20 protein-coding genes are annotated in these 15,285 nt (G+C 66.3%); 7 read left to right on the top strand and 13 right to left on the bottom strand.

From position 1 onward, the window contains the following. Positions 1 to 2 precede the first annotated feature (2 nt). Positions 3 to 470 (top strand): isoprenylcysteine carboxylmethyltransferase family protein, encoded by a 468-nt coding sequence (locus IRG63_RS01160; protein WP_193508950.1) that lies wholly within the window; start codon positions 3 to 5, stop codon positions 468 to 470. After that, positions 467 to 871, top strand: coding sequence for a type II toxin-antitoxin system VapC family toxin (locus tag IRG63_RS01165; RefSeq protein WP_168628036.1), 405 nt, complete (start codon positions 467 to 469; stop codon positions 869 to 871). The genes IRG63_RS01160 and IRG63_RS01165 overlap by 4 nt, the downstream gene beginning before the upstream one ends. 6 nt (positions 872 to 877) lie before the next feature. On the opposite strand, the gene IRG63_RS01170 is transcribed toward IRG63_RS01165, so the two are convergent. Genes IRG63_RS01170 through IRG63_RS01185 form a run of 4 tightly spaced genes read right to left on the bottom strand, consistent with a single transcriptional unit; the run spans position 878 to position 2,714 of the window. Continuing rightward, positions 878 to 1,354 (bottom strand): nucleoside deaminase, encoded by a 477-nt coding sequence (locus IRG63_RS01170; RefSeq protein ID WP_168628037.1) that lies wholly within the window; start codon positions 1,352 to 1,354, stop codon positions 878 to 880. Continuing rightward, complete coding sequence (locus tag IRG63_RS01175) at positions 1,355 to 2,305, bottom strand: hypothetical protein (RefSeq protein WP_193508951.1); 951 nt, start codon at positions 2,303 to 2,305, stop codon at positions 1,355 to 1,357. Positions 2,306 to 2,353: 48 nt separating this feature from the next. Next, the gene (locus IRG63_RS01180; RefSeq protein WP_193508952.1) at positions 2,354 to 2,533 is read right to left on the bottom strand and encodes a hypothetical protein; all 180 of its coding nucleotides are present in this window, start codon (positions 2,531 to 2,533) and stop codon (positions 2,354 to 2,356) included. Positions 2,534 to 2,540: 7 nt separating this feature from the next. Next, positions 2,541 to 2,714 (bottom strand): hypothetical protein, encoded by a 174-nt coding sequence (locus tag IRG63_RS01185; protein ID WP_168628040.1) that lies wholly within the window; start codon positions 2,712 to 2,714, stop codon positions 2,541 to 2,543. A 170-nt stretch (positions 2,715 to 2,884) separates the two neighbouring features. On the opposite strand from IRG63_RS01185, the gene IRG63_RS01190 reads away from it, so the two are divergent. Next, positions 2,885 to 3,844 (top strand): zinc-binding dehydrogenase, encoded by a 960-nt coding sequence (locus IRG63_RS01190; RefSeq protein ID WP_193508953.1) that lies wholly within the window; start codon positions 2,885 to 2,887, stop codon positions 3,842 to 3,844. Between the two features lie 114 nt (positions 3,845 to 3,958). On the opposite strand, the gene IRG63_RS01195 is transcribed toward IRG63_RS01190, so the two are convergent. From IRG63_RS01195 to IRG63_RS01205, 3 genes are all read right to left on the bottom strand, one after another. Continuing rightward, a complete protein-coding gene (locus IRG63_RS01195) occupies positions 3,959 to 5,140 on the bottom strand; it encodes an FAD-dependent monooxygenase (RefSeq protein WP_193508954.1) in 1,182 nt (393 codons plus the stop codon). A gap of 67 nt (positions 5,141 to 5,207) precedes the next feature. Next, on the bottom strand, positions 5,208 to 5,390 hold the full coding sequence (locus tag IRG63_RS01200) for a hypothetical protein (protein WP_193508955.1): 183 nt from the start codon (positions 5,388 to 5,390) through the stop codon (positions 5,208 to 5,210). Positions 5,391 to 5,508: 118 nt separating this feature from the next. Next, positions 5,509 to 5,805, bottom strand: a complete 297-nt coding sequence (locus tag IRG63_RS01205; RefSeq protein WP_193508956.1) for a hypothetical protein — start codon at positions 5,803 to 5,805, stop codon at positions 5,509 to 5,511. A gap of 337 nt (positions 5,806 to 6,142) precedes the next feature. Here IRG63_RS01205 and IRG63_RS01210 point away from each other — a divergent pair, with 337 nt between their 5' ends. Then, positions 6,143 to 7,090 (top strand): superoxide dismutase, encoded by a 948-nt coding sequence (locus tag IRG63_RS01210; RefSeq protein WP_193508957.1) that lies wholly within the window; start codon positions 6,143 to 6,145, stop codon positions 7,088 to 7,090. A 9-nt stretch (positions 7,091 to 7,099) separates the two neighbouring features. Here IRG63_RS01210 and IRG63_RS01215 read toward each other — a convergent pair whose 3' ends face one another. The 4 genes from IRG63_RS01215 to IRG63_RS01230 all read right to left on the bottom strand — a co-directional run bounded on the left by IRG63_RS01215 (position 7,100) and on the right by IRG63_RS01230 (position 10,822). Next, positions 7,100 to 8,536, bottom strand: coding sequence for a DUF2252 domain-containing protein (locus IRG63_RS01215; protein ID WP_193508958.1), 1,437 nt, complete (start codon positions 8,534 to 8,536; stop codon positions 7,100 to 7,102). A gap of 112 nt (positions 8,537 to 8,648) precedes the next feature. Continuing rightward, complete coding sequence (locus tag IRG63_RS01220) at positions 8,649 to 9,566, bottom strand: arginase family protein (RefSeq protein WP_193508959.1); 918 nt, start codon at positions 9,564 to 9,566, stop codon at positions 8,649 to 8,651. A gap of 12 nt (positions 9,567 to 9,578) precedes the next feature. After that, positions 9,579 to 10,205 carry a dihydrofolate reductase family protein gene (locus IRG63_RS01225; protein WP_193508960.1) on the bottom strand — a complete coding sequence of 209 codons (627 nt, stop codon included), beginning with the start codon at positions 10,203 to 10,205 and terminating at the stop codon, positions 9,579 to 9,581. Positions 10,206 to 10,315: 110 nt separating this feature from the next. Continuing rightward, a complete protein-coding gene (locus IRG63_RS01230; protein WP_193508961.1) occupies positions 10,316 to 10,822 on the bottom strand; it encodes a MarR family winged helix-turn-helix transcriptional regulator in 507 nt (168 codons plus the stop codon). 134 nt (positions 10,823 to 10,956) lie between these two features. On the opposite strand from IRG63_RS01230, the gene IRG63_RS01235 reads away from it, so the two are divergent. From IRG63_RS01235 to IRG63_RS01245, 3 genes are read left to right on the top strand one after another with little or no spacing between them, the layout of a single operon-like run. Further along, positions 10,957 to 11,622 (top strand): NADPH-dependent F420 reductase, encoded by a 666-nt coding sequence (locus IRG63_RS01235; protein WP_193508962.1) that lies wholly within the window; start codon positions 10,957 to 10,959, stop codon positions 11,620 to 11,622. A gap of 56 nt (positions 11,623 to 11,678) precedes the next feature. After that, a complete protein-coding gene (locus IRG63_RS01240; RefSeq protein WP_168628050.1) occupies positions 11,679 to 12,722 on the top strand; it encodes an LLM class flavin-dependent oxidoreductase in 1,044 nt (347 codons plus the stop codon). Positions 12,723 to 12,760: 38 nt separating this feature from the next. After that, entirely contained in the window at positions 12,761 to 13,792 is a 1,032-nt protein-coding gene (locus IRG63_RS01245; protein WP_193508964.1) for an LLM class flavin-dependent oxidoreductase, read from the top strand. Here IRG63_RS01245 and IRG63_RS01250 read toward each other — a convergent pair. After that, on the bottom strand, positions 13,782 to 14,675 hold the full coding sequence (locus IRG63_RS01250) for an RNA polymerase sigma-70 factor (protein ID WP_193508965.1): 894 nt from the start codon (positions 14,673 to 14,675) through the stop codon (positions 13,782 to 13,784). The two genes, IRG63_RS01245 and IRG63_RS01250, sit on opposite strands and share 11 nt — an antisense overlap. A gap of 9 nt (positions 14,676 to 14,684) precedes the next feature. Beyond that, the gene (locus tag IRG63_RS01255) at positions 14,685 to 15,275 is read right to left on the bottom strand and encodes a carboxymuconolactone decarboxylase family protein (protein ID WP_193508966.1); all 591 of its coding nucleotides are present in this window, start codon (positions 15,273 to 15,275) and stop codon (positions 14,685 to 14,687) included. Positions 15,276 to 15,285 lie beyond the last annotated feature (10 nt).

Below are 15,285 nucleotides of genomic sequence, written 5' to 3' on the forward strand. Positions count from 1 at the left end.
ACATGAGCGCCCGAACGGTGCTGCGCAACGTGCCGATTCCGAAGCCGTACCTGGCCGCGCTCGCTTGCGGCGAACTCTTGCACCGGATGCGACCTCTTCCATTCGGCGGAGCACGTAGCCCGCGGCTCCCCTTCGGCGGTGTGCTCGTGTCGTGCTCGGTGGCTTTGACCGGCTGGGCGCTGCGGGCGACGCGTGACGTTGATTTGGAGCATCCGGACCATCTCGTCACCACCGGACCATACGCGCGAGGCCGCAACCCGATGTACGTGGCATGGGTGCTGCTCGCGACGGGTGTGGCCCTTTTGCGCAACTCGAGATGGCTGCTCGTGAGCGTGCCTGTGGCGGCAGCGTTGGTCCACCGGGACGTCCTGCGCGAGGAACGGGAGCTGGCGGGGCAGGACCCGGAGGCGTTCCGGCGTTACACCGCCGCTGTGCCGCGCTACCTGCCGAGACTGAAGGAGCTCAGATGACGAAATACGTGATCGACGCCGGTGTCGCGATCAAGCTTGCTGCCGACAGGCACGTCGTGCCCGACGAGCACGAGTTGCTTGCGCCGACGCTTCTGCGTTCGCAAGTGTTGTCGATCCTGCACGCGGCTGTCGGCGAGGGAGAGCTGACGTCGGCCGAGGCGAAGGAACGGCTCGACTACGTCACCGGGATGCGCCTGCGGCTGCTCGGCGACCGGGTGTTGCGCGACGTCGCCTGGAAGGTCGCCGACAGGCTCGGCTGGTCCGAGACCTACGACGCCGAGTACGTTGCGCTCACCCAGCTGCAGGCGGATGCCCTGATCACGCTCGAACCCAAGCTGGGCAAGGCGGTCGAAGGCGTCGTGCAGATCGCCCCGATCGAAGTCCTGTACCCGGGGCGCTAGCGACCGTCAGCGCTGGTGATAGCGCCGATGGAGTGCGTGGACCTCGTCGGCCAGATCCTCAACAGGGCCCTCGACAGCCACATCCGGGGCCACCTCGGTTATCGGCATGGACTTCACCGGAGAGGGCGGGACGTCCATCGCTTGCAGCCAGTCGCTCAGCTGGGCCGACGAGCTCGCGTACACGATCCGGCCGAGCCCAACCCAAGCATGCGCGGCGGCGCACATCGGGCAATGCTCGCCCGAGGTGTAGACCGTCGCGGCCGCACGCTGCCCCGGGGTGAGATTCGCCGCCGCCCAGCGGGCAATCGCGAACTCGGGATGCTGGGTCCGGTCCCCAGTCGACTCGTGGTTGTGGTCTTCGAAGAGCACCTCACCGTCGGCGCTCGCCAGGACTGACCCGAAGGGTTTGTCTCCCGTGTCCAGCGCCATCCGGGCGAGCTCTATACAACGGCGCAGGTGTGCGCGATCCGAATCGTCAATCATCTACTCAGCCTCCCGCGACCTCCGCGGCCACGAGGAGATGAGCTGGCGAGAGGCCAGGCCGATGCCGGCAACCACGATCGCGATGACCAATGGTGGAATCGAGTTCTGTGCCGTCATCAACACGCTGATGAACACCTCGCCGCCGTAGTCGAGCATCTGGTCGGGCTGCGATGCGATCGCCCGGCTTCCCACCGCAACCGACACCGACACGAGGGCGACCGGCGCGATCCACAGGATGAGCAGGCTGCCGACAGCGGCAATGACGCCCCCGATGGAGCGGATCCCACACCAAGCGATCGCAACTCCGACAATGATGGCCGGAAGGTAGCGGGCCAGGTCGAGCCACCACATCGATGCCTCGGTCACAAAAGTGCCAGGCGGCACGACGAGCGCGCTCAGCCATGCTTCGACCGAGACAGCCGCCATGGCGAATCCCAGCGTTGCGCCGGGGCGAGCGGCCCTGCCGATCAGAACCATCACGAGTGCGCCGACGCCGATCGACACCACAGCGACCGCGATCAGCCCGGTGAGATAGATGGCCGCCAGGCTATCGCCCGGCAATCCACTCGCTACCACCAACGTGCTTTGAGTGGCCGCCCCGATCTGCACGAGGAACGCCCCCAGTGCGATCCCAAGGAACCCGCGCCGGGAGAGCCGCTCACGAAATGTGCGGCCGAGGAGACCGGCGACAGCAGAGCCGAACACGATCAGTCCCACGATGAGCGTGATCGAATACTGGCTGAACGGCAGGAGCGCGATGGGCATCGCCTCTGGGTCGACGGTTGTCTCCCACAGGTTCTGCAACGGCAGGCGCATCCCCGTGATGAGCCAGGGCAGCAAGCCCACGAGAGCTGAGCCCGCTCCGATGGCCAGGCCCCATGCAAAAGTCAGCCACCTCGTGGCCGCAGCTGATGGTGCCGGTGTGTCGACTTGATCGGTGGTGCTGGTCATTTTGTCCCTCCACATTCGCTGTCTGCTCCGGATGTCGACGGCCGCCGATCAATCACCGTCGACCCCCTCACCGAAGTCGCCGGCCTCTGCGGCGGACGGCTCCCAGTCGGTGGTGGTGGATGCGACGGATTCCCCGGGCGAGTCGGCGGCGCGAAGCTGCGCGGCCTGAAGCGCACGCTCGATCGCCGCGATGGTTTCCGGATCCGCGTCCCGCCCGTCGTTCGTCATCACGCCTCTATTCCCGTCCCCGAGGGTCATCCGAGTCGTCGGATTCGTCACGAATCGCCCCGCCTTCCCCCTCCCACCGGTCAAGCTGACGCTTGTCCGCCTTGGATTGGTCGCGCTTCGGCCAGCGGGTTTGGCGCAGCTTCGCTGCAGCCTTCCTGACGCTTTCTCTGAACTTGGCCATGCCCTGACCATACGCCCGGGTCGCGCATCCGGGAAGGGTCGTCGAGCGGGGATTGCCGAGTCCTCCAGCGTGCGGCGGAGACATGCGGCAGGCACAAGGCAGACCGTCAGGCGAACTCCGGACTTGCTTGCTAGACCGGCGAAATCACCCACCCCTAGGAAGGCACTCTCATGAAGGCATGGCAATTCACCGGCACGGATAAGCCGCTCGAGCTGAACGAGGTTCCTGAGCCCAGCGCCGGTCCCGGTCAGGTCGTGGTCGAGGTCAAAGCAGCGGGGGTGTGCCACTCGGACGTTTCGACCCTTGACGACCCCGGCTGGATGGCCCTCTTCCCGACCCTCCCGCGCACCATGGGCCACGAGAACGCGGGCATCATCACCGAGGTCGGCGAAGGCATGGATCAGTGGAAGGTCGGCGACCGGGTCGGTCTCGCCCCGGTGATGAGCGACGGCGACGCCCTCGGCTACGGCAAGTGGGACGGCGGCTTCGGCCCCAGGATGGTCGCCACCGCCGACAACCTGGTGAAGCTCCCCGATGAGGTTCCGTTCGACCTCGGCGCGATGGCGACGGATGCCGGACTGACCGCTTATCACGCCATCATGGCGGTCGGCGGCGCGAAAGCGGGCATGAAGGTCGGCGTGATCGGACTCGGCGGTCTCGGTTACATCGGCGCCCGGGTCGCGGCGCTGTCCGGCGCCGAGGTTTACGGTGCCGAAGTCAATCCGGAGACGCGCAAGCTCAAGGACGAGATCGGCCTGAAGGACGTGGCCGACTCGATCGACGCGTTCAAGGACAAGGGTCTCGAACTTATTGTCGACTACGCGGGTTTCGGCACCACCACCGCGGCCGCGGTCGAGACGCTCGCAGAATTCGGCACCTTCGTGCAAGTGGGCATGGGCCGGCTGGAAGCGACCATCAACACGTACCCGCTGATCATAAACCAGCTGACGCTGAAGGGCTCGAAGTCGGGCACCAAGGAAGACCTCGAGAACCTCTACGCATTGATGAGGTCGGGCGAGCTGAACCCGCCGATGAATCTCATCACGCACGCCGACATCCCGGATGCGATCGACAAGTTGCGTGCAGGAGGCGTCGTCGGGCGCTTCATCGCGATGTACGACAACGCCTGACGCTGTCTGCCGGTGCGCCGCAGCCACGGCGCACCGGCCTCGCGCATCCGCGCCGTCCGTTGTTGACCGCGCGCCACCTTGAACCGCGGCGCGGTCAACAAACCGCCGCGCGGATTACGCGGCCGGTTCGACGGAGGCCGACGGCGGCTGCCACACCTGCACGCTGAGCGCCTGCTTGCGCAGCACTGCGGAGGGCGTCGCGCGCAACGCCAGATCACGCAGCCCGACCGCGAGCCCGCCCCGCACGTGCGCGAGAGCGCCGACCATGCGCGAGGCCAGGGCGATCGGCTGCGTCCGCTTCCGCCGAAGCTGGTCGTACGCGTTGAGTGCGCGGTCCATCGCCGCCGCATCCGGCACCGCGCTCGCCGCGACTGCACCGAGCAGGACCGCGAGCGTGGCCGCATCCTCCAGCGCTTGCCCGCCGCCCTGACCAAGGTCCGGGGTCATCGCGTGCGCGGCATCCCCCAAGAGCACGGTGCGGCCGCGCCGAAAACTGGGAATCGGCCTCGCCAGGTCGTGAATCGGCAACCGAAAGACAGTCCCGGGATCAGTCGCATCCAATAGGGAAGGGATCGGGTCATGCCAGCGCCCGAAGAGCTCCCTCACCCGCTCGAACTCGTCCGGGATCTGTGCGTCCGCGGGCATCGTGGCGACCGCGAACCAGTACACCCGGCCGTCGGCCAGCGGCGCCATCCCGAACCGAAGCCCATGACCCCAGGTCTCCCCCGCTTCGCCGGTCAAATCCACCGGGCCATCGGTGACCCCACGCCAAGCCGCGTAGCCGGCGTAGCGGAGCCCGGGATCGCCCGGCCATCCGGCGCGAGTGCGACTCCGGATGCCGTCCGCCGCGACAACGAGGTCACTCTCCACCTCGGTCTCGCCCGAGTCCTCCTGCACCCACAGCCGCGTGCCATCCTCGGACGTCCGTGTCACGGACGCACCCAGCCGAATGGTTCCCGACTCCAGCGAGCGCGCCAGCAGGTCATGAAGGTCCGCGCGGTGCACCACCCGCAGGCCAGCCACAGCGTCGGACGGAATCGTCGCGAGCCAGCGACCGTCCGGCCGTCGCTGCCCGGCGCGCAGCAGCGCACCGTCGCCCGTGGAGATCGACCGGAAATCGTCTCCCACACCGATCGCATCCAGCGCCGCGAGCCCGTTGGGGAACACAGACAGCCCAGAGCCTGGCATGGTGAGCTCACTGGCGCGCTCGTACACCGTCACCGTCGCACCGGCGCGCTGCAGCCCGATGGCAGCGGCGAGCCCGCCGATCCCGGCTCCGATGATGTGCACCCGCATTTCGGAAACCCTTCCACTACACCTTGGGGCTGAGAACGCCGCAAGACCCCGCGACGCCGAATCTGTTCTACTCGGAGCGTTCGATGTGCTCGCTCGACCGCGTCGGCGCGGTGCCGTGTGCGGAGTACTCGTCGACCTGACGTAGCGGCGCCGGAGTGCTCGTGCGGCCAAGATACAGGTCCTGGATCACATCGCCGGCGCTGACAACAGGGTCCTTCGTCGCCTGCCTTTTCTTGGTCAGGATGAGCACGATACGGACGACGTAGCCAACCGCGCTTCATTGGCCGATCCCTGCCATTCGCTCACTTCTAATCAAAGTTACACCGGCCCGGACTCACAGGTCGGGCCGGTAGCCAGGTTGGCTTCTTTCAGTCACTTTCCGTGGTCTCGGCAGCAGCACGCGGCGGCTTGGTCCGGAGCGGCGGATACCGCACAAGGGCGATCAGGCAACCGAACATGATCACGGTTGATACGACCAACAACAAGACCACGGGTACGAAGTAGGTCCAGGCCACATCGACGTAAATCTCGAGCTTTCGCGAGACGACAAGCGGACCAGCCCAGTCGCCGGTGTAATTGGCGAGGCCTGCGAGACTGGCAATCAAGGAGAAGTAGGCGAGGACCGCGGTGAGCAACGCGAGGAACGACACCACCGGTCGGTACACGGGCCCATAGTTCTTAGGGTCATAGCCGCCCCCGCTAGCCCACTTTTCCATTCGACTTCAGCCTCCCAAGACGCCTGACGCGTGGACTGGGTCACGAGCATCACCGATCTTGAGTTGGACGGTAGCGCAACTCGAACGGTGATCGCCACGACTCGCGATCACCGCCCGGGACCGAAAGCGCAGCATCCCGGTGCCAGTTTGTTGACCGTGCGCCACTTTGAACCCGCGCGCGGTCAACAAACCGGCGCGCGGATCGCGGCCTACGCCGCGAACCCCCGCCTGAGAGGGAGGTGCGAACCCTGACCATGCGCGGGAACGCAGTCGTAGCATGGCCCGCATGTCCGGTCGCATCGTCGCACGTACATTGTTCGCCGCCACACTGAGCGCGCTCCTCGCCCTTTCGGGAACGCAGATGGCCCTCGCCGCTCAGCAGTCGCCGCCCGGCCACTTCCCGGACGTGATCGCGCTGCCCAACGGCTTCCAGCCAGAGGGAATCGACATCGGGCCCGGCGGCACCGGGTACGTCGGCTCACTAGTCGACGGCGACATTTACGTCTTCAGCGTGCGCACCGGCGAGGAAATCACAACGCTCGAGGGTCCCGGCACACCGTCGGTCGGCCTGAAAATCGACAAGCACGATCGGCTGTTCATCGCCGGCGGGCCCACAGGCGAAGCTCGAGTAGTGGATGCCGCCACCGGCGACCTGATCCAGAGCTACCAGCTCACCACCGAGCCCTCGTTCATCAACGACGTCGTCCTCACCCGCGACGCGGCCTGGTTCACCGACAGCCAGCAGGCGCAGCTCTACAAGCTCCCGCTCGGTCCCGGCGGCGCGCTGCCGGACCCGGATGCCGTGGAAACGCTTCCGCTGACGGGCGACTGGGTGCAGCAGGCGGGCTTCAACGCCAACGGCATCGAGGAGACACCCAACCACCAGGCGCTTCTCGTGATCCAGTCGGCCACCGGCATCCTGTTCCGCGTGGATCCGGACACCGGCGTCGCCACCGCAGTTGACCTCGGCGGTGTGACGCTCACCGACGGCGATGGATTGCTGGTCGTGGGACGAACGCTCTACGTGGTGCAGAACTTCCAGAATACGGTCGCTGTAGTCAAGCTCAACGCCTCGGGGACCAGCGGCGAACTCGTTGACCAGCTCACCGACCCCGATTTCCAGGTGCCGACCACAATCGCCCGGTTCGGCAACGGGCTCTACCTGCCGAACGCGCGCTTCGACACTCCCCCGACCCCCGACACCGAGTACTCGGTCGTGCGCATCGACCGCTGACGCAGCGCGTTACTGAACGGCGGCGGGGGCGGCGAGGCGTCCCGAATCGATTGCCGCGATGAACGCGCGGTAGTCGCTCTCGTTCTGGTCGGCGTACGACTCGGCGAAGTCCGCAATCGCCTCGTCGAAGGCATCCGATTTTCCGAGGTAAGCCGCGATCTCGACCCTATCGCCGGTGCGCGAGTGCGCGCGCGCCAGGGTCTCGCCGCACACACGCGCGTACAGCATCGCGCCCCGGTGCATCATCGCCTCGGGATCCAGCGAACCCTTCCAGTCGTGCAGCTGGCGGACGTAGAAGTCCCGCTCGATGCCATCGTCGCCGCGAACCCGCTGCCAGCCCAAGAAGATGTCGCTCGCGGCTTGCATGCCCCGCTGTCCCCTGACCACGCGCTCACCATGGTGGGAGAACTCGCTCGGCCCCAGATAGCCCTCGAGCACCGAAGCGCCCGCCTCCTTCGCCTGGAGGAACAGCGGGTCGGAGTTGTCCTTGCCGGTCAGCAGGATGATCCACGATCGCGTGCCGACACTGCCCACCCCGACGACCTTCCTGGCCATGTGCACGTACGTGTATTCGGCCAGCGGATGGCGCCCCGTGAGCAGTGTCTGGCGGTAGGACGCCAGCATCTCGTGCATACGGTCCTCGATGTCGTCCGCTGCCTGGTGCTGCGCCACGACATCTTCCACCGGCACGACGAGCGGCGGGTCGGCCTTGATTCGCAGCCGTCCATCCTCGACCGTCACGAGCTTGGAGAATGCCCGCAGGCGGTCCTTGGTCCGAGCCTTCGTGACGATGTCGCCCCAGCCCTTGAGCTGTCGGCTGCCTGCGCGCTTGGCGTCGCGTTCGCCGAGCAGCCACGACTGTATCTGCTGGGCGTCGAGCCGGTCGTACCACGCGTCGAGCACAGAGGCATCGGCAGCGCGGCGCATCTGCTCGCGGTAGGCGCGAACGGATGCGAGCACGAGTGCCCGACGTTCGGCATCCGAGAAGGCACGGTGTCGCCCGGCGATTTCGAAACTGGCGGCGAGCCGCTTGACGTCCCACTCAAATGGTCCGGGGAGGGTCTCGTCGAAGTCGTTGATGTCGAATACCAACTGCCGTTCCGGGGAGGCGAACAGGCCGAAGTTCGAGAGGTGCGCGTCGCCGCATAGCTGGACGGTGAGGCCGCTGTGGGATGCGGTGGCGAGATCGGCGGCCATGAGCAGGGCGGCACCTCGGTAGAACGTGAACGGGGAGACCATCATTCGTGTGTGCCGCACGGGTAGAAGCTCCGGGACGCGCGTGGTCTCCTGCAGCTCGAGCAGCGCTACCGGATCGGACCGTGTTGCAGCGTCTCCCCAATCGCGTTGCGCTGACCGGGGTGTTCGGCCGCGCGCGGCCCGCCCCGCTTCGCGTCGCCGCAGGAAGTCGGCCGGCTCAATTGCCGTGTGAACCGTTTCAGCCGTCAACGTCGTTCCCTTGTCTGCGGGTGCTTAAGTAAGAACCTCGCTCGCGAACTTGGGACAGGCATCACCCAACGCGGGTGACCTGGCGACGGCGTGAATCCTTTACCGTCTGGGACTAACGGCTGCCTGCTAGCACCTGGGCCAAGTCCTGAACCAAGCGGATGATCGTCCGCGCGCACGCTCCGTCGGCATCCTGGGCAGGGTCGTAGATGACCAGGCTGATCCCGATGAGCCCCGTATGCCGCGCGGCTGATGCCATGACCGCGGACAGCTGATCCGGGCTGAGCCCGCCGGGTTCGTCGGGAACGTCCGGCACTCCCTGGGCGGGGAAGTGCTCGGGGTCGAGCACGTCCAGGTCGACATGCATCCACCAGCGCTGGTTCGAGCGCGTAACGAACTCGGCGGCCTCGCGAGCAACCTGTCCGGGCTGGGAGGCGACCGCCGTCGCATCCCGAACGTAGGCACCCAGGCCGGCAGCCGAGGCCACGTTGAATCTCCGTCGCCAGGCGTCATCCCGGGGGCCCAGGATGGCGAGGCTGCCCGGGGCAACGCTGGGCAGCAGAGCCGCTAGTGGACCGCGCAGCGTCCTGCCGGTCAACCCCAGGAGGAGGCCGATCTCGGTGTTCGCCGCTTCGCCGTCCTCCGACACGTCCAGCGGCATGGTGTCTTCGTGGCCGTCGAGCACCAGCAGACCGACCCCATCGGCGGTCTCCACCGCACCGGCCACGATGCCGAGAAGGGACGAGCAGTCGCCGCCGATGACGCAGGGAAAGGCTTCGGATGCGGCCGCCCCCGCGACCCTGACCGTGAGGTCCCGGGTCATGGCGATCAGAGCAGATTCGTTGACGAGCGTCGTGTCAGTCCCGCGCTCGGGACTCTGCGCTGGCAGCAGGATGTCTTCGTCAGTGACGACTTCCAGCGGTGCCCACGCGGCCGAGATTCCTGCGTCCCTGATGGCCTGGGCGGCCAAAGTCTGGTTCGCTGCACGGCCGTACCCGTCGAACGGGACCCCGATGATAGCGATTTGCAGCATGTCCACACCACGTCACGCCGCAGCTGCTCCGGGCGGGGCGGCCAGCACGGTGGGCACGTATTCGAGGAGCTGCAGCCGGCCGTCGAACGTCCGGCTCTCCACGAGTTCGAGAGCGACATCCGGATACTGGTCGTAGATGCGCTCGCTCCCGGTCTTGCCTGTGATGACAGGGAACAGGACCACCCGGAATCGGTCCACCAGGCCGGCTGCCAGGAGCGCCCGGCACACACTGAGGCTACCGACGGTGCGCATCGGTGAGGCGCCGCTTCGCTTCAGCTCCGCTACGGCCTCGACTGCATCTCCGTTGATCACCTCGGTGTTCGGCAGTGCCAGCGGCTGCTTCAATGACGAAGAGAAGACCACCTTGCGAGCCTCGGCGACCTCCTCGATGGATGCCTCCTCCTCCGCGGAGAAGCCTGCCTCCGGATCGTCTCGTAGAGCGACAAACCCCGCCATCTGACGGTAGGTCTTGGCTCCCATCAGCAGCGTCCAGTCCCTCTCGGGCTGCTCGGCGAGCCAGCGCAGATACTCCGGGCCCTGCAGCCCCCACCATCCTGGCCAGCCCTCCGCCGATGCATAACCGTCCAGCGAAATGATGAAATCCACCAGCAGTTCCTGGGCGTCAGCTTTCTCAATCATTCTCGATCCCTCCGCTCCTGGAACCTCATCGTCGAGGTCACTCACGGGCCGCGAGTCAAGTACGGGATGCTGAGCGCGAACCCAGCGCCGCATGTCCGCACCCCTCTTGCTCAGGGCAGATAGTCAATGGCTTCGCAGGGATTGGAGTTGGGCTGTGCGCGGTGCACGTCCATTGCGAGTCCACTGAGCAGTCTCGCCAAGGTTCCCGCGTCGTCTGCGTTGAGTCCGGCGAGAAGTTCGGCTTCGGCTGCCTCGACACGCCCTTCGTAGCGATCCAGCAGCTTCCTTCCGTGGGAAGTGGCCACGATCTTGCGTGAACGGCGGTCAGCGGGGTCCGGGGTCCGTTCGACAACCTTGGCCTCGACCAGGGTGTCCAGCAGGTAGGTCAAAACGGTGCGGTCGATGATCAGATGCGCGGCCAGCGCTTGCTGGTTCGGTGGGTCGCGGTGGACGACTGTCGAGAGCACCTGGTAGCCGCGAACTCCACCCGGCATCCCTTCGACTGCTTCTTCGAACCGGGCGTGATAGCCGCGCAGGACCATGCCCAGATTCCAGCCCAGATCCCCGGGCGGCGCTGCTGCCAAGGGTTTGCGTGAGGAGAGCCGACTGGTCGTCATGTGCTCATGATACTGCACCATGTGCTGTTCGACAGATCATCTTGCGCTGAGATAGTCTGTTTCACAACATATTTTATTTGAGACGGAGTCGCGCCGACTAGTCGGGCGCCAGCATGTTTTGAAGGGGTCTCCACATGAACACCGCCGCTACCGGCCCGCGAAGTATCGGCATCCTCGGTGCCGGGCGGGTCGGCACCGCCGTCGCCCGCCAGTCCCTAAGGGCCGGTTATCCGGTGAAGATCGCGACGACCAAACCCGTCGAGGAGATCGCGATGCTGGTTGACATCATCACCCCGGGCGCGCGCGCTGTCGAGGCCTCCGATGCGGTAAACGCGGACCTGGTGGTTATTGCGGTCCCGTTGCATAAGTACCGCTCCCTGAACCCGCGGCTGTTGGCTGGCAAGACGGTGATCGACGTGATGAACTACTGGGCCCCAGTCGATGGACTGATCGATGAATTCGAGAATGATCCGCGCACCAGCAGTGAAATCATCCAAGCGTTCCTGCCCGAGGCGCACTTGGTCAAGTCGCTGAACCACATCGGCTATCACGAGCTAGAGGAAGACGGCAAGAAGGCCGGGGCCGTCGACCGGCGCGCTCTTGCGTTGGCCGGTGACGACGACCACGCCAAGCGGATGGTGGCGGCGTACTTGGACCGGCTTGGTTACGACCCCGTCGATGCCGGACCGCTCAGCGCTGGGCGAGCCTTTCAGCCCGGAACGGAGATCTTCAACGGATCCCACACCGCCGACCAGCTCCACGCAGTGCTCGCCGCCGCCCTGGCCTCCTCCGCCTCCTGACATCCGTTCTGGCGACAAGCTCGCGCGGCACTATCAAAACCAGCAAGGAAAACCCCATGGAAATCGGCGCATACAGTTTCGGCGACACCCCACTGAACCCGGACGGCACGCCGCGGCCGACCGCCGAGGCGATCAGGAACCTGTTCGAGGCCATCGTCCACGCGGACAAGGTCGGCCTGGACTACTTTGGCGTCGGTGAGCACCACACCACGAGCATGCCGGCCTCCTCGCCCGGGACACTAATCGCCGCCGCGGCGGCGGCGACCACGCAGATCACCCTCGGCAGCGCGGCCAGCATCATCGGCACTGATGACCCGGTGCGTGTGTTCCAGCAATTCGCCACCGCCGATGCCATCTCTGGCGGCGGACGGATCGAGATCACTGCCGGGCGCGGATCCTCGGTCGAGACCTTTCCGCTGTTCGGCTACGACCTGGCCGACTACGACGAGCTGTACGCCGACAAGCTCCAGCTCTTGATGACCATCAACGACAGCACAACCGAACACGTCAGCTGGGCGGGTACCGCTCGCCCGGCTCTGGCCAATCTCGCTGTCGTGCCCCGACCGGTCAACGGCCCGCTGCCGATCTGGCTGGCCACCGGCGGCAACGCCGCGTCCTCCGCCCGCGCCGGCAGCCTGGGACTGCCCATCTCCTACGGCATCATCGGCGGGGCCCCTCACCGTTTCGCCCCGCTGGCCCAGCTCTACCGGGCATCGGCCGCCCAAGCCGGCCATCCTGCCGAGAATGCCAAGGTCTCTGTGGCCGCCCTCGGCCTGGTCGCCCCAACCAAGGGCGAAGCGCTTGACCGGTTCTACCCCGGCTGGAACAACCTCAATGTCGAAATGGGTCGATTGCGAGGCTGGCCCGCACCCGACAAACGCGCCTACCTCGCTCAAGCGGAAGCCCCCGGCGCTTACTACGTCGGAGACCCGGACGATGTCGCCGAACGAATCGTTCACCTGCACGGCCACCTCGGGCAAATGCGCCACTTCCTGCAAACCGACATCGGTGGGCTGCCCCATGAACACTTCATCGAATCACTCACGCTGCTGGCAACCGAGGTCAAGCCGCGCGTTGAGCGACTCCTGAAAGCGCAATAGAGACCTTCACCGACCACCCAAAGACAAAAGGACGATCCATGGAACTCGGTATCTACACCTTCGGCGAGATCAACCAGCATCCGGATGGCAAGGCGACCACGGATGTGACGACGCGCCTCGACCAGCTCGTGGAGTTGGCGCAGAACGCCGACCGCGGCGGACTGGACGTGATCGCCCTGGGCGAGCACCACCGACCCGACTTCGCGCTGTCGGCCCCCGAGATGGTCCTCGCCGCCATGGCCACCGTGACCGAACGCATCCGCCTCACCAGCGGCGTCACGGTTCTCTCCAGCCAGGACCCCGTTCGCGTGTACCAGCAGTACGCCACCCTCGATCATCTCTCGCACGGCCGTGCCGAGATCATCGCCGGGCGCGGCGCCTTCACAGAGTCCTTCCCCCTCTTCGGCTATGACCTGGCCGACTACGACGAGCTCTTCGAGGAGAAGCTCTCGATGCTCTTGGAGATTCGCCAACACGACACTCTCACCTGGCAGGGAAAGCACCGGCCCTCTTTGAACCAGGCATCGATCGTCCCGCGCGCCAAGCAAGAACCGCTGCCGGTGTGGGTGGCGATCGGCGGCACCCCGGCATCCGCGATGCGCGCCGGCCTGCTTGGACTGCCCATGATGATGGGCTTCTTCACCGGACCCGAGCAATTCGTCCCGCGCGTCGAGCTCTACCGCCGCGCGGCCGAGCAGGCCGGACACGACCCTGCCCAGTTGCGACTGGGAGCCAGCGGGCACATGTTCATCGGGAAGACATCACAGGGCGCCCGCGACTCCTTCTATCCCTACTACGCCGAGTACATGCGGCAGATGGGCCTGACCGGAGGCACGGTATTTCCGCGTGATGCTTACGATCACTGGATCGAGCGCGGACTGCCCGTGGGCAGCCCGCAGCAGGTCACCGACGAGATCATGAAACGCGTGGAATTGCTCGGGATCGACCGATTCCTCGGCCAGATCGACGTGGGCAACCTCCCCTGGCCGATGATCAACGAGTCCCTCGAGCTCTTCATGACCGAGGTGCTCCCGGTCGTGAAGCGAGAGACCGGCGCCGTCATCGGCTGACGGCCGCCTCCACTTCGAGTCGGCCAAGCTTGTCGGGGTTCGCGATCGAGAAAATCCGCGTGACCTTCCCGTCTTCGATGGCGAGGCTGACGACGCCGAGCAGTTGCCCATCCAGCTCCATCCGAATGCCGGGCTCGCCGTTCACCCACGTCATGACCGCGGCGAGCGCGCCCTTGGCCTTCGCCATCCCGCCAATGACGTATCGGGCCACCCGATCGGCGCCGACGATCGGCCGCTGCGCGGCGCCGCGTGCCTTTCCTCCACCGTCGGCAACGGAAACCACGTCGGGGGCGAGCACATCCATGAGGCCCTGCAGATCGCCCGTGTTGAGGGCGGCGACCAGCCGGCCTACCACTTCCTCAAATTCGGACCGGACCACGCGCACGCGGGGGTGCCGCGCCGTAACGTGGCTCTTGGCCCGGTGTGCGATCTGCCGGACCGCCGCCGGCGACTTGTCGACGGCATCCGCGATCTCGTCGTACGGCATGTCGAAGACCTCACGCAGCACGAAGACCGCGCGCTCGGCCGGACCGAGCGTCTCGAGCACGGTGAGCATCGCGATGGAGAGGTTCTCGGCGAGTTCGACGTCGTCCGCGACATCCGGACTCGTCAGCAGCGGCTCCGGCAGCCACTCGCCCACGTACTCCTCGCGGCGCCGCGTCACCGTGCGCAGGTGGTTGAGCGCCTGGCGCGTCACGATCCGCACCAGGTAGGCGCGCGGTTCACGGATCTCGGATGCGTCCACCGCCGACCAGCGGATCCAGGACTCCTGCAGCACGTCTTCGGCATCCGCGGCCGACCCCAAGAGCTCGTACGCGACGGTGAACAGGAGCCTCCGGTGGACGACGAACGGATCGTCCCCGGCGTGCGCGATGCCGACCATGCCTGGAGCCTACGCGGCGTCCGAGGCGGTTGACGGAACGGCAAGCGGCGGGAGACCGCACGCATCCGCGAACTGCTCGGAGTGGATGCCGAGCGCGACGTTCATCCGTGCGGACATGTTCATGAAGGCAACGCGCGCGGCGAGTTCGACAAGCGCGGCCGGACCGAGATCAGCGAGGAGGGCATCCGACAGCTCGTCGGTCACCGCCGGCGGCGTCTGGCTCGCGGCCTCCGCGTACTCCATCACCCTGCGCTCGGTGGCGGTGAAGACTGGGGCCTCCCGCCAGCGCGGCACCTCGCGTGCCTTCGCCTCGTTGAGTCCACGGTCGTGCGCCATGAAGTAGTTGAAGTCGAGGCAGAAACTGCAGCCGATCGTCGCGGCCGCAGCCATGGCGGCATACGATGCGAGGTTCTGATCGAGCTCGCCCCACTTTTCGACCTTGCCGCCGATGCCCATAGCGTCCTTCATGACGGACTTGTGGTGCCACAGCACGCCGACGGACTTGGGTACGAAGCCCATCTTCTTGCGGGCCGCGAACTTCACGAGCGCTCCGAACACGCCGTTGATCTCGGTCAGGGGGACGCGGGTGTCGCCGGTCATTTCTTTCTCC

This window comes from Cryobacterium sp. BB736, assembly GCF_014980265.1.
Classification (GTDB): Bacteria; Actinomycetota; Actinomycetes; order Actinomycetales; family Microbacteriaceae; genus Terrimesophilobacter.

What these genes read in the sequence shown, in the direction of transcription:
- IRG63_RS01180 (WP_193508952.1), bottom strand. Translation starts at nt 2,533, where the DNA reads ATGACGAACGACGGGCGGGACGCGGATCCGGAAACCATCGCGGCGATC.
- IRG63_RS01255 (WP_193508966.1), bottom strand. Translation starts at nt 15,275, where the DNA reads ATGACCGGCGACACCCGCGTCCCCCTGACCGAGATCAACGGCGTGTTC.
- IRG63_RS01190 (WP_193508953.1), top strand. Translation starts at nt 2,885, where the DNA reads ATGAAGGCATGGCAATTCACCGGCACGGATAAGCCGCTCGAGCTGAAC.
- IRG63_RS01160 (WP_193508950.1), top strand. Translation starts at nt 3, where the DNA reads ATGAGCGCCCGAACGGTGCTGCGCAACGTGCCGATTCCGAAGCCGTAC.
- IRG63_RS01240 (WP_168628050.1), top strand. Translation starts at nt 11,679, where the DNA reads ATGGAAATCGGCGCATACAGTTTCGGCGACACCCCACTGAACCCGGAC.
- IRG63_RS01225 (WP_193508960.1), bottom strand. Translation starts at nt 10,205, where the DNA reads ATGATTGAGAAAGCTGACGCCCAGGAACTGCTGGTGGATTTCATCATT.
- IRG63_RS01245 (WP_193508964.1), top strand. Translation starts at nt 12,761, where the DNA reads ATGGAACTCGGTATCTACACCTTCGGCGAGATCAACCAGCATCCGGAT.
- IRG63_RS01220 (WP_193508959.1), bottom strand. Translation starts at nt 9,566, where the DNA reads ATGCTGCAAATCGCTATCATCGGGGTCCCGTTCGACGGGTACGGCCGT.
- IRG63_RS01195 (WP_193508954.1), bottom strand. Translation starts at nt 5,140, where the DNA reads ATGCGGGTGCACATCATCGGAGCCGGGATCGGCGGGCTCGCCGCTGCC.
- IRG63_RS01175 (WP_193508951.1), bottom strand. Translation starts at nt 2,305, where the DNA reads ATGACCAGCACCACCGATCAAGTCGACACACCGGCACCATCAGCTGCG.
- IRG63_RS01235 (WP_193508962.1), top strand. Translation starts at nt 10,957, where the DNA reads ATGAACACCGCCGCTACCGGCCCGCGAAGTATCGGCATCCTCGGTGCC.
- IRG63_RS01165 (WP_168628036.1), top strand. Translation starts at nt 467, where the DNA reads ATGACGAAATACGTGATCGACGCCGGTGTCGCGATCAAGCTTGCTGCC.
- IRG63_RS01250 (WP_193508965.1), bottom strand. Translation starts at nt 14,675, where the DNA reads ATGGTCGGCATCGCGCACGCCGGGGACGATCCGTTCGTCGTCCACCGG.
- IRG63_RS01230 (WP_193508961.1), bottom strand. Translation starts at nt 10,822, where the DNA reads ATGACGACCAGTCGGCTCTCCTCACGCAAACCCTTGGCAGCAGCGCCG.
- IRG63_RS01170 (WP_168628037.1), bottom strand. Translation starts at nt 1,354, where the DNA reads ATGATTGACGATTCGGATCGCGCACACCTGCGCCGTTGTATAGAGCTC.
- IRG63_RS01210 (WP_193508957.1), top strand. Translation starts at nt 6,143, where the DNA reads ATGTCCGGTCGCATCGTCGCACGTACATTGTTCGCCGCCACACTGAGC.
- IRG63_RS01185 (WP_168628040.1), bottom strand. Translation starts at nt 2,714, where the DNA reads ATGGCCAAGTTCAGAGAAAGCGTCAGGAAGGCTGCAGCGAAGCTGCGC.